11 protein-coding genes and 1 pseudogene are annotated in these 12,618 nt (G+C 66.2%); 10 read left to right on the top strand and 2 right to left on the bottom strand.

Annotated features, from left to right (window positions below; translation table 11 throughout):
* Positions 1-101 precede the first annotated feature (101 nt).
* The 4 genes from IL992_RS33040 (at position 102) to IL992_RS33055 (ending at position 3,086) form a co-directional block, all read left to right on the top strand.
* Positions 102-827 (top strand): isocitrate lyase/PEP mutase family protein, encoded by a 726-nt coding sequence (locus IL992_RS33040; protein WP_226874203.1) that lies wholly within the window; start codon positions 102-104, stop codon positions 825-827.
* A 130-nt stretch (positions 828-957) separates the two neighbouring features.
* Positions 958-1,605: a nitroreductase family protein gene (locus IL992_RS33045; protein ID WP_193207252.1), complete on the top strand. Its 648-nt coding sequence runs from the start codon at positions 958-960 to the stop codon at positions 1,603-1,605.
* 53 nt (positions 1,606-1,658) lie between these two features.
* A complete protein-coding gene (locus IL992_RS33050; protein ID WP_193207253.1) occupies positions 1,659-2,576 on the top strand; it encodes an NADP-dependent oxidoreductase in 918 nt (305 codons plus the stop codon).
* 126 nt (positions 2,577-2,702) lie between these two features.
* Complete coding sequence (locus tag IL992_RS33055; protein WP_193207254.1) at positions 2,703-3,086, top strand: MmcQ/YjbR family DNA-binding protein; 384 nt, start codon at positions 2,703-2,705, stop codon at positions 3,084-3,086.
* On the opposite strand, the gene IL992_RS33060 is transcribed toward IL992_RS33055, so the two are convergent.
* Both IL992_RS33060 and IL992_RS33065 read right to left on the bottom strand, forming a co-directional pair.
* Complete coding sequence (locus tag IL992_RS33060) at positions 3,068-3,283, bottom strand: hypothetical protein (RefSeq protein ID WP_193207255.1); 216 nt, start codon at positions 3,281-3,283, stop codon at positions 3,068-3,070. The two genes, IL992_RS33055 and IL992_RS33060, sit on opposite strands and share 19 nt — an antisense overlap.
* 172 nt (positions 3,284-3,455) lie before the next feature.
* Positions 3,456-6,272 (bottom strand): immunoglobulin-like domain-containing protein, encoded by a 2,817-nt coding sequence (locus tag IL992_RS33065; protein WP_193207256.1) that lies wholly within the window; start codon positions 6,270-6,272, stop codon positions 3,456-3,458.
* A 909-nt stretch (positions 6,273-7,181) separates the two neighbouring features.
* Between IL992_RS33065 and IL992_RS33075 the strand changes: the two are divergent.
* The 6 genes and pseudogenes from IL992_RS33075 to IL992_RS33100 all read left to right on the top strand — a co-directional run bounded on the left by IL992_RS33075 (position 7,182) and on the right by IL992_RS33100 (position 12,311).
* Positions 7,182-8,424: pseudogene (locus IL992_RS33075) on the top strand (IS256 family transposase).
* A gap of 376 nt (positions 8,425-8,800) precedes the next feature.
* Entirely contained in the window at positions 8,801-9,154 is a 354-nt protein-coding gene (locus IL992_RS33080) for a hypothetical protein (RefSeq protein WP_193207257.1), read from the top strand.
* Positions 9,155-9,220: 66 nt separating this feature from the next.
* On the top strand, positions 9,221-9,445 hold the full coding sequence (locus tag IL992_RS48600) for a DNA-3-methyladenine glycosylase I (RefSeq protein WP_319018980.1): 225 nt from the start codon (positions 9,221-9,223) through the stop codon (positions 9,443-9,445).
* 100 nt (positions 9,446-9,545) lie between these two features.
* Entirely contained in the window at positions 9,546-9,872 is a 327-nt protein-coding gene (locus IL992_RS33090) for a GH36 C-terminal domain-containing protein (RefSeq protein WP_193207259.1), read from the top strand.
* A 399-nt stretch (positions 9,873-10,271) separates the two neighbouring features.
* Positions 10,272-11,396, top strand: coding sequence for a lytic polysaccharide monooxygenase auxiliary activity family 9 protein (locus IL992_RS33095; protein WP_226874204.1), 1,125 nt, complete (start codon positions 10,272-10,274; stop codon positions 11,394-11,396).
* Positions 11,397-11,861: 465 nt separating this feature from the next.
* Positions 11,862-12,311, top strand: coding sequence for a hypothetical protein (locus tag IL992_RS33100; RefSeq protein ID WP_193207260.1), 450 nt, complete (start codon positions 11,862-11,864; stop codon positions 12,309-12,311).
* Positions 12,312-12,618 lie beyond the last annotated feature (307 nt).

A 12,618-nucleotide genomic window follows, 5' to 3' on the forward strand; every position in this document is an offset into this window, starting at 1 on the left:
CCTCGTCGAGGCGGCGTACCTAGCCGCTCGACCCGTCACTGTCTCCACCGATCATTCGGGAAAGGTCCGGTATGCCGGTCTCCGAACCCTATGAGAGATTCATGGCACTGCACACCCGCGACGGTGGCCTCGTCATGCCGAACGCATGGGACGGCCTCTCGGCGCTGATGCTGGCCGATGTCGGCTTCGAGGCGATCGCGACATCGTCATCGGCGCTCGCTGCCACGCTCGGCCGGTCCGACGGGCGTCACGAAGTCACCCGTGGCGAGCACCTCGAGCATGCGCGGCTGTTCGGTCGGCTCACCGGGCTGCCCGTCAACGGAGACTTCGAGGACGGCTACGGCGACACGCCTGAAGACGTCGCTGCGACCGTGGAAGCCGCCGTGGCGTCTGGCCTGGCCGGTATCGGGATCGAAGACACCTCGGGCAATCCCGATCAACCGATCCGCGACTTCGACGATGCTGTCAACCGCATGCGTAGTGCCGTCAACGCGGCCAAGGGACGCATCGTCGTCACCGGCCGCACCGACAACTTCATCCAGGGGCGGCCCGATCTCGACGACACCATCCGGCGTCTGACGGCCTTCGCCGAGGTCGGCGCGGATGTGCTCTACGCCCCTTGCCCACCCGACCTCGACGCACTCGTCGCGATCGTCACCGCCGTCGCGCCGACACCGGTCAACGTCCTCATCTCGCCGGCGGACAAGGTACTGACCGTCGCAGAACTACAGAAAGGCCGGGGTCAAGCGCATCAGCGTGGGTCCAGCGCTCTACACCCACGCAATGGAGGCACTCGAACGGGCTGCCAAGGCTCTCGTCGCGGGTGACCTCACCGCCGTGACGACAGGAATCAGCTTCGAGCGCATCAGCGACCTACTTGCCCACGGCACGAACTAGCTCAAACCGCGCTAAACCACCGCTCCTCACCCACTTATTGCAAGAAGAAGGCAGATCGACATGAATCTTGACAAGCTCATGAACAAGCACCTCACCAGGTATTTCGACCCCAGCAAGACCATTCCGGAGGAAACCCTTCAGCAGCTGCTGAGGTTCCTGCGCTCCACGCCGTCATCGGTGAACGTGCAGCCCAACCACTTCTACGTCCTCGCCACGCCCGAAGGCAAAGAGCGGCTCGCCAACAACCTGGGCGAACGATTCCAGGACAACGGCGAGAAAATCCTGAACGCGTCGCACACCATCATCCTCACCACCCGGGCAGATGTGCCTGACAGCCACCTCGAGGCGGTGTTCGCGAAGGAGAGGGCCGACGGCCGGTTCCCTGACCCGTCAAAGCAGGAGCTGTGGGAATCAATGACTCGAGACTTCCTCAACCTGCGCAACTACGGCTACAAGGACCTGAACCACTGGATGGAGAAACAGACCTACATGGCGGTGGGCCTGACCATGATGGCGGCCGCTGAGCTCGGCGTCGAGGCCACGCCGCTGGAAGGGTTCGACCCGACCAGTGTCGACAAGGCGTTCAAGATCCGCGAGACCGGACACAGCACGACGGTGCTGCTGGCCCTCGGCTACCCCGACCCGGAGAGGGTGTACACCAACCCGATCTCGCGATTCGACGCCGACCAGCTGTTCACCTTCATCTAAACACCCACCCGGAAACCAAAACCACAACACAAACGAGGAAGGGGACAATCTCAATGAAAGCCATTGTGGTGACCGACCAGGCCGCGGGAACGGCCGGGATGACGCTGACGGAGCGGCCTGAGCCGCCCGCAGCGATCAACGACGTCATCGTTCAGATTCATGCATCGGGCTTCGTCCCGACTGAGATGGAGTGGCCATCGACCTGGACCGATCGCGCCGGCCGCGACAGGACACCATCGATCCCCGGCCACGAACTGGCCGGAGTGGTCACGGCCCTCGGCTACGGCACGACGGGGCTGTCGGTCGGGCAGCGGGTGTTCGGCCTCGCCGACTGGCACCGCGACGGCACCCTTGCGGAGTACGTGGCGATCGAAGCACGCAACCTCGCACCGCTGCCCGGCGACGTCGACTTCACGGTAGGCGCGTCCCTGCCAATCTCAGGTCTGACCGCGTGGCAGGGGCTGTTCCAGCACGGCCGCCTTCAGGCTGGCCAGACCGTCCTCGCCCATGGCGCAGCCGGGGCAGTCGGGACGATGGTGACCCAGCTCGCACGTGAGGCCGGCGCTTACGTCATCGGCACCGGACGCGCCGCCGACCGTGAGAAGGCACTCGACTTCGGCGCGCATGAGTTCGTCGACCTCGAGAACGACGCGCTGAAAGACGTCGGGGGCGTCGATCTGGTCTTCGATGTCATCGGCGGCGACGTTCAGAAGCGGTCCGCTGCCCTGATCAAGGCCGGAGGAACGCTGGTGTCCATCGTCGGCCCGGTCGAGGCGCGGCCCACTGACGGCCTGGCGGTGGATTTCGTTGTCGAGGCCGATCGTGCCGAACTGGGTGAGATCGTGCAGCGGGTGCGGGACGGACGGCTGCGGACAAACATCGGTGACGTCGCGAGCTTCGATGATGCCATTAGTGCCCTTAACCCGACCACGCGACGCAGCGGGAAGACAGTCATCCGCGTACGCCCGTAGGGAGCGGATGGCCGCAGTCCGACTGGCGGGTCATGGGCCGCCGTTCGTGGCGGCCATGCGGAAGACGCCACCTTGGTCCTTGGCCGGGCGGTCAGGGCACTCGGATCGATAGAGGAGTTGATCACGTTGGACGGACAGGAGCTGCAGAAGATCGCGGGCGACTGCACTGTGGGACTGCCCGGCGCCGACTTGGAGCATCGTTTCGGCCCCGACTGGCACCTCTACAAGGTGCGCGGCAAGGTCTTCATGCTCATGACCGACATGCCAGGGCGCCCGGTCGTGATCCTGAAAGCTGATCCGGACGACGCCGCAGCCCTGCGTGAGCAGTACGCAGACATTACCCCCGGCTATCACATGAACAAGAGGCACTGGATCACGGTGGAAGGCGGGGGCACCATCGACGAGAAGCTGATGAAGGAGCTCGTGATCGACTCCTACCGTCTCGTGGTCGGCGGGCTTCCCAAGTCGGAGCAGCCCGTGGATCCGCGCACCTACGGCCGCCGCGCCTGACCTTCGTCATACCCATCAGCGGCGAGAAACTCCACGACAGAGTGCGCGACAGGGCACTGGCGCTGCCGGCCCCAGGTGCCTGGGTTGACCGTGCCGTCGGGCCAGATCTGGAGGGCTTCGGCGGCACCGAAGTTCTGGAACAGCGCGGACGCCAGCTCTGCGGCGGCCGCCGTGAGCGGCCGGCCATAGGCGGTCAAGTCCTCGAGGATGGCTGCCGACTCCGCGTAGGCAGGGCGCCGTCGAGGCGCTGCGCCAGATCGAGGGCGACGACCGGGCCCGCGCCTGGCTCGAAGGTATACAGGCCCGACCCGCCCAGGCCGCTCGTGGCGGGCCGGACGAGGATGAGCTCGCCGGCCCGCCACCTGCCGGCTACCGCACCGTTAACTTCTGGTAGTCGGCGGCGTGGGGCTGGTAGGTCGGGTTGCCGGAGTAGGCAACGTGGACCGTGTACGCCCCGGGCTGCAGATCGGCAGTCTGCAGTGTGACGACGGCCTCGCCGTCCGCCAGTGGCACGACCTGCACGGTGCCGCCGAAGGTGACGGTGACCTCGCCGGTCGGGGTCGGAGCGTTCTGCTTCTGCCCGCCCGCTGGCCCAACAGTCACGTCCAGCTTGAACGTGTCCCCGCGGACAACCGACGCCGGCGCGGTTTTCGCATGGACCTTGACGGCGTCCGGGCCGTAGGGCACCTCGAACGACGCCGTACCTTCCGACGCCTCCAGGTAGTCGAAGCCGAGGTACTCGGCCTTGACCGTCCGGGTACCCGCAGGCAGACCCGTCGGCAGCGTGACCGTGGCCGCGCCGTCCTTCAGGTAGGCGAGCTTCGACCACGAGCCGATGCTGAACCGCACCTGACCGCCGGTCTCGAACTCATCAGCTGCCTTGACTGTGGCGGTGGCCGTGGTTGTCTGGGCCGCGCTCGCGTACGGCTCGACAGCCACCTCAGTGGTAGTCGTGACGTCGCTGTTCGGGATCCCGCGGATGTTGTTCCACTCGCGGAGGGTGATCGGGATCACGGTGCCGTGACGCGGACGGGCGACGCCCGCGTTGGTCATCGCGATCGCCTTGGCGTTCCAGGTGGGAGCCTCGATGTTGTCGTGGCACGCGGCCTGGTATCCACCACCGTTCGTGTACCGGTCACCCCAGAGGTAGAACTGACCGGGGCAGGAGGTGTCACCAGGGTTGGCCTTGAAGATGATCGGCCCCTCGTACCCCTGGTTGGCGACCCACGTTGTGCGCCCCAGAGCCGGAGCAACCAACGTCCAGTTGTCGATGTTGCTGTCCAGGAAGTCGGTGTGCTTCTCCGAGAAGATGTCCGAGCCCTGGTTGCCGGCCTCGTTCTTGGTCACGCGGTAGTAGTAGTCACCGACCCGGATCGCGGTCGTGTCGATCCGCGACAGAGGGGCCGGATTCTGCCAGACCTTGGGGCCGGAGAACGTCTGGAAGTCGCGCGTCGTGGTGTACCACATCTGCGCGTTCCCTTGACCGGTGCGGTTCACGGGGTCGTTCCACAGCGACTGTGCCCAGAAGACGGCGTAGGCGCCGATCTTCTCGACCCACAGCGATTCGGGTGCGAAGGCGTTGCCCGCGTTGTCGGGCGCGACTTTCACGTGTCGCTGAGGAGTCCAATGCACGAGGTCGTGCGACTCGAACACCTCGATGTACTGGGTGTCGTTGATGGCGTATCCGCCCTGGTCGTACCAGTTCAGGTCGGTGGCGATCATGTAGAACGTGTCGCCGTCGGGTGAGCGGACGATGTGCGGGTCACGAAGGCCCTGGTCGCCCAGCTGGGAGATGAGCGACGGCCGGCCTCCGGTCAGACCGGTCCAGTCCAGAGCGGTGTTTCCGTTGGACGTTGCGAACATGATCTGCTCGCCGTCGGCGATCCCCTCGCCCTTGAAGTACCCCATGAAGTACCGCTCGTACTCCTCGGAACGGGGCATGGCGGTGATGGTCACCGGGAACGACTTCGTCTTCGAGGCCGAACCCTTGGTGATGGTCGCCGTCAGGACGGCGTCGACATCCGCACGGCCGAAGGCCGGGCGGGTCACCTTACCCGTCGGGGTGACGAGGTCGGTGGTCGACTTCCAGGTGATCGTGGATCCGAACTCGCCGGTGGCAGGGAGGTTGATGTTTCCGCGTACGTCGTCGGTGGCGTGCAGGGTCAGGTCGAACGTGTCACGGTCGACCGCCTGCGCGGCGTCGAACTCGGCCTTCACCACAATGGGGATCTCCCGTGTGGTGACTTCTTGGGCGCCCTTGCGGACAGTCGCCGTGAGCGTGGCTGTAGCGTCGGGCTGCCCCTGCGCGGGTCGGGTGATCTTGCCGGTCACCGCAACCTTGCGTGCGCTGGGGAGGGCCGGCGGGGTGTAGACCTCGACGACCGACGGGTCCGAACTCGTCCACGTGATGGTTGAGCCCGCCACGGAGCCCACCTTGGGCAGAACGATGTCGCGTACGATCGCACTGGTCAGGCCGAGGTCGATGGCGTCGGCGTCGGCGTGAACGCCATTGGAGACGGTCCTTTTCGCCAGGGCGAGTGTCTCGTCGAGGCTCACTGCCCGGTCGTAGACCCGGAAGTCCCGGATCGTTCCGCGAAATGAGTAGTGGCCGGACGTCTGCGAGCGAGCGAGGAAGTTGCAGTTGGTCCCCGCAGCGTTCACCGACGGCGGCGTGGTCAGGTTCGTTGACGTCGCGTGCAGCACGCCGTCGAGGTAAAGCCTGCCGGTCCAGCTCGTACCGTTCGCGTTCAGTGACTGGGTGTAGGTGACGTGCGTCCACGCTCCCTCGGGCATGCGGACCCGGGTCTGTTGGAGGTTCGCCGGACCCACCGCGATGCGGAACCGCTGGGTGTTCGACGCGAAGATGGAGCCCCGAGCGCCGGTGTCGAGGTCGCACGAGCCGGACTTCGCGCCGAAGCCCCACATCTGGTGCTCGCCGACGTTCGCCGGGTCGATCCACACGTCATAGTCGACGGTGAGGTTCGACATGCCGGCGGTGATGTTGTTCGGCAGCGCCACGTACGCACCGTCGAGGGCGCTCTCGTAGGAGTCGGGGTTGAACCTGACTCCATCGCCGGTCAAGGTCGCCTTCTCCGGATTCACGAGCCTGGCGTTCGCCGCCGATCCCGCGCTACCCGAGTTGACCAGTGTCGTCCCACTGGTCTCGTTGAGGGCGAAATGGTGCACCAGACCCTCGTTGAGCTTCTCCTCGGCAGCGTGCGAGGGCGTCGCTGCGAACGAGACCGAGAGAAGCGCACCCAGTATCAGGCCCGCGACACCTCTACTCTTGCGACTCAGCCCGTGACGTGACCTTTGCCGTCGCACTCTCAATCGATCCTCCTTGGTCCGGTCGCTGTGGACACGTGGGGCACGGCCCCGTTTGGGGCGGGGACGACCGCACGGGCGGGAGAGGCGAAGCCCGAAAGGGTGGTCAGCGTGCCGGCGAGGTCCAGCGTGATCAGGCCTCGTTGAGCGCTCGGACGAGACGAGGGCAGCACGGACAAAGGTTCACCTCGCTGTGAGATGCGGGGGGGGCGGCGTGAACTGGGGGGATGGGGCTATATGTCGCAGGTGTCCGGGTCTTGAATGCAGACACTAACCTCCAGCCCTAGCGAAAGATAGGTTCACTGGAAGCAAACTTTGTGGGTGAACGGATGAAAGCTACGCGAGGCCTGGATAAAGGCCTCATCCTTGTCAGCACTCGGCAAGCACCTCGCGTCCGGACCGCGAAGTACGCCTGGCCCGGGGGACCTGGAACGTTTTTTGTCAACGACGCTCGAAAACGGGCTCTGGCACAGATGCCGTGCGTTGACCCGCCTTCATCGGGCGAGGAGGACACGCTTGCGCAGGAGGTCGGGGTTGACCTGGCCGTACATCTGCCGCTTGAGCATCTTGACGCGGTTGACGTGCCCTTCGACCTTTCAGCCCGGTGACGAAGGAGTGCAGCTCCGGCAGGTCGTCGGCCTGAACCCGCTGGTGACGTCCCCTCGGGTGGTGTAACTCCAAGCTGTTGGTGGAAGCCCCGGACATGGGGCGAGCCATCGTGTGACGGTCAGCGAGTTCCCGACCAAAGGTTCTCGCGGAGGACATCACACGATGGCTCTGGATCAGTCTGCCCTGCTCGACCTGCTGGAGTCTTTGAAAGCCGCCGACGCCGACGACGTCATCCGCCAAGCGCTGCAAGCCGTCCTGCAAGCGCTCATCGAGGCGGAGACGACCGCGGTCATCGGCGCCGCCCCACACCAGCGCACCGAAGCCCGGACCGCGCAGCGCAACGGCTACCGCGACCGGCTGCTGACGACCGCCGGCGATCTGGAACTGAAGATCCCCAAGCTGCGGTCCGGGTCGTTCTTCCCCTCCCTGCTGGAACGCCGCCGCCGCATCGACCAGGTGCTGTTCGCCGTGGTGATGGAGGCCTACCTGCAGGGGGTGTCCACCCGCAGTGTTGACGACCTGGTCAAAGCCCTCGGCGCCGACAGCGGGATCTCCAAAAGCGAGGTCTCGCGCATCTGCGCCGACCTGGACAGTGAGGTGGCCGCCTTCCCTGACAGGCCCCTGGGCCACACCACCCTTCCCTTACGTGTTCCTCGACGCCACCTACTGTCTGCAAGGCGCGGGTGAACCACCGGGTCGTCTCCCAGGCCGTCGTCATCGCCACCGGCGTCAGCATCGACGGACGGCGGGAGATCCTCGGATTTGCCGTCGGCGACTCCGAGGACGGCGCGTTCTGGACGGCGTTCCTGCGCTCGCTGAAGGCCCGCGGCCTGACGGGGGTGCAGCTGGCGATCTCCGACGCCCACGCCGGCCTGGCCGGCGCGCTGCGGGCGGTCTACCTCGGCGCCTCCTGGCAAAGGTGTCGCGTTCACTTCATGCGCAACGTGCTCGCGCGCGGACCCAAGGGCTCGGCGGAGATGGTCGCCGCGGCGATCCGCACCGATCTTCGCCCGGCCCACCGCGCAGACGGTTCCGCGCCCAGCTGACCACCATCGCCACCATGCTCGGCCGTCAATTCCCGGTCGTGGAGCAGATGCTCCTCGATGCCGCCGACGAGGTCACCGCGTTCGCCGACTTCCCCCAGCAGCACTGGAAGAAGATCTGGTCGACCAACCCTCTGGAACGGCTGAATCGGGAGATCAAACGCCGCCCCGATGTCGTGGGCGTTTTCCCCATCCCCACCGCTCTGGGCCGCCTGGCCGGCGCCGTGCTGGCCGAGCACCACGACGAGTGGCAGGTCAGCGACCGCCGCTACCTGTCGGAGGGCTCCATGGCCCAACTCACCGCCCCGCCCGCAGACGATCTGGCCGAACCCCTGGCACACATCGCCCTGGCCGCGTCATAGTCACACCAACCCATAACTCGCCGACCCCACACGATCAGCAGCGAGTTACACCACCCGGCGGGACATCACCCGACATATACATACATAGGCCAGGCCGCGCAGCAGGTCACGAAGTTCGAGGTCCGGCTCGTTCTCCTTCTCCTCATGCTTGAACCGGCCGTCCCGCTGCCTGACGAACTCGCTGGGGATGAGCCGGCCGCCGAGCGAGATCTGCGCTCTTGGACGACAGATCCACGACGAGACGAGACTTGTGTGCCCTCGACTGCCCAGCTGCGGAACGCACTTTACGTCCCCTCAGCCATTCGTTACTGTCGCCCCGTAATCGTCTGTAAATGGACGAGTTAGGCGTTCCGCGCCACGGATAATAGGGGAGCTCATGCACCGGACGGCCATCACTGCCTTGGCCATCGCAACCGCCGTGGCGACGGCGCCCCTCACCGCCACCCCGGCGAGCGCGGCCACGAAACCGAACCTCCGCGCCTGTTATGACGGGAAGTGCACGATCACAATCACGAAGCCGGTCAGCTTCCGTGTCTCCAGCCGCTACCACTTGTCCAGAGTGCGCGTCGCCAAGGTGTACAGCCACATTTACAACAGAGACATGGTCCACGTGTCGGGGCCCGGTGTCAGCGTGACACTCGGCGAAGGCGCACGCGGCAGCCTGAACAGCCTGTCGGTGCGCGTTCTGTCGATCACAAGCCGAGGGGCGAAGGTCCGCTTCTTGGGGTGACGGCCCCAGTCCGGGAACGTGGCGGCGCGCCGCACTGGAGGTGCCGGACGGGTTCTCGGCGCTGGTGTGGAGGCACGCCGAGGAGCTCGACAGGGTCCCGGCCACTCCCCGGCCCGCACCGCTGGTTCCACGGCGCTCGCCAAGGAGCTCAGGAAGCACGGGTTCAGCTTCGTCGGCCCGACCACGGCCTACGCCCTGATGCAGGCCATCGGCTTGGTCAACGACCACGTGGCCGACTGGCACGTCCGCGAGGCCGTCACCGCCCAGGTCAGCGCCCTGCGCCGCGTTTGATGGCTTCGAAGCGCCTATCGGCCTTCGCTGTGTTCGATGGCTTCGAGGCGCCTATCGGCCCTCGAAGCGGGGGCGCCCACTGCTGCATACCGGCGAGGTGGTGCGGGCCGATCACCTCGACCCTGCCGAGTGGGTCCACGGCATCGTGGCCCTCGACCGGAGCCGGGCCGTGTTCGCCTACGTGCAGCTGGAGACCACCGTCGTAGAGCGGACAGCGCCGATGCGACTGCCCGGGCTCGATTCCGACGCCGAGTACGTCGTCGAGGCCATCCCCGGCGAGGTGTCCGGACCGCCCGACCGTCATCCCGACTGGGCGTCGAGCCAGGTGCGGCTCACCGGCCGCGCCCTCGCCGCCATCGGCCTGCCCGCCCCACGGTTCGCCGACAGACCAGGCACCGCCTTCCTGCTTCTTTGCCTCCGGGTCTGAGCGGTGGGGCCGGGCCGGATCTGGAGAGCGGACGGGGGGGTTGCAAGCCGAGTCCGTTCTCACTCGACCAGCAGTGAATGGCGCGAAATACAGCACGGTCCAGCGCCATGGCGCCCAATACATGGAAGCGCCGATGAAGCATCCGCCGATCGCTGCGGTCAACGGGCGGAAAGGGGATGACGAACGGCAGAGCCCAGCATGAATATTTCAGCCGAAATGAATCTTTCACGCTCTTGCCGCTGTTTGCCCAGCTCGGAGTGCCTGTGCGCGGCGGCTATGGTGCAGTCGTTGTTCTCACCCGAAAGTTGGCGGGACGGTAGAACTCCTGGCGCGTAAGAGTCGTCCCCCATCGGCCGCCGCCAGGTTCCCTTCACCTCAGTCTCAAGGGAGATAATGCACATGCGGTTACCTACGCTCAACCTTCTGCGTCGCCTGGCCACCATGTCCACTGGGGGCGGCTTGATCCGGCGTCTGTCCGTCGCGGTGGCGGCCGCGCTTCTGGTCAGCCCTGTGCTGGCGTCACCCGCCTCGGCGCACGGTGCGGTCAGCGACCCGCCCGCCCGTCAGTACGGCTGCTACACCCGTTGGGGCAGTGAATGGCAGTCGCCACGGATGGCGACGGAAGATCCGATGTGCTACAAGGCCTGGCAGGCCGACCCGTCCGCGATGTGGAACTGGAACGGGCTGCTGCGCGACGGCGTCGGCGGCAACTACCAGACCGCCGTCCCCGACGGGCAGCTGTGCAGCGGTGGCCTGACCTTCAACGGCCGATACGCCGCGATGGACGAACCGGGTCCGTGGAAGACGGTGGACAAGCCGAACCGGTTCACCCTCAATCTGCTGGACGGATCGTCCCACGGCGCCGACTTCATCCGTGTGTACGTGACCAAGCAGGGGTTCGACCCACTGACTCAGCGGCTGAAGTGGAGCGACCTGGAACTGGTCACTGAGACGGGCAGAATGCCTACCGGCACCACGACGCCGGTGGAGGTGTACGCGCCCGGCCGCACCGGCCACCACATCGTCTTCACGCTCTGGCAGGCCAGTCACCTCGACCAGTCGTACTACTTCTGCAGTGACGTCAACTTTACCGGCGGTGGGAACCCCTCGCCCAGCCCTTCCCCCAGCCCGTCGGCGAGCCCCAGCCCGTCGGCGAACCCCAGTCCATCGGCGAGCCCCAGCCCATCGCCGACGCCGTCCCCCAGCCCGTCCCCGACCGGTGACCCTTCGCTCGGCTGCTCGGCCACCTACCGAGTCGTCTCGCAATGGTCCGGCGGCTTCCAGGCGGAGGTGCGTGTGGTGGCCGGCTCCAGGGCGATCAACGGGTGGAAGGTCGACTGGACCTTCACCGGAAACGAGAACGTCAGCTCGGCGTGGAACACCACCCTGACGACGAGCGGATCCACGGTCAGCGCCCGTAACCTCGGCTACAACGGCGCGCTCGGCGCGGGAACCGGCACCACCTTCGGTTTCCTCGGCACCGGTACCAGCGGCACACCCACCCTCACCTGCACCGCATCCTGATCCATACTCGACGGTCCCCCGAGCCCGCCGCCGCTTCGGCAGCGGCGGGCGTGTGTCGGGTGGGCCCGATACGAACGACAACAGGATGCCGTCCCAGCAGACAGAGAAGGGACAATCAGATACCGCGGCTGGCCGCGTCGGTGCCCAGAGATTCCGTTCGTGTCTTGAGAGTGGCTTTCAGCGTGTTGGCCGCCGCGGCGTCCGCGCCGGCGTTCACCTTTTCTGTAGCACAGTCTTCTTCGCCAAGCTCACAGTCGTCACTGCGGCAGGAAGCCCTGCGGATGGTGAGACGTCGGCTGAGTTTCGTGCCTGCAGGACGAGCGCAGCATGCGGGGCGGCGCATAGCGCCGCCTCACGACGCGCGAACGGGCGTGCGCCTGGGGGCCGGCATCTCGGGCCGCGCCCAGCATCCGTCCCCCAGGCACTCCGCCGGCGACCCCCTCCAAACCGCCCCATAATGCCAGCGTGGAACTGCGAATCGATCCAGACAGGAACATCCGAACCGGCGTCTGCGACTGTTGCCAAACCCCCTTCGATCGCGTGACCGGGTTCATCAACAACGACGACGGCGCCTATGCGATCTACTACGCATCCTGTTACCACCACAACGGAATCCACGAAGCCTGGATCGACGTCATCATCGACGACGCCTGGGCTCCGAACGAGCCCGTCAGCCGCCCTGGCCCCAACCGCGTCACCTTCGGATGTCGTGTCGGCCCCGTCGAAGGGCAGCCCACCCCCGCCTGCTCTCTGGTCAAAGGCGCCGCAGTCGCACCCGATGAGCCGTTCTACGGCCGCAAGCTGACTCGGGAGGAAGCCCTCGGCCATCCCTGGCTGCCCGAGTATTGGGAGACCATCGATCACATCCTGGAGAACGACGCCACAGTCCGTCAGCATCTCTACGGCTGGCTGTAGCCGAGGAGCCAGCCATAAATAGAGCCTTCGGCGGTGGCTCTCCGGCTCCGAGGTGATCTCCGCTCGTCGCTATCGGCCCGGAAATGGCTGAGGTAGAGGCTTTGATCACCCCGCCCGCCATCGACACGGGACAAGCCGAGCTCGTGACGCCGTGAGGGGAGCGGCAGATGCCGAGGTGGACGATCGCCGGAGATGTTCGCCATTGCCGGGGCATGTCGTCGGAGAAAACTCCTGGCGGGCCTGTGACATTTGAATCTGTTCCGCGGCGGCCTGCCAGTGCAGGGTGGAGATCGCCCCGTCCACGCCT

The sequence above is a fragment of the Microbispora sitophila genome, assembly GCF_014892245.1.
GTDB lineage: Bacteria > Actinomycetota > Actinomycetes > Streptosporangiales > Streptosporangiaceae > Microbispora > Microbispora siamensis.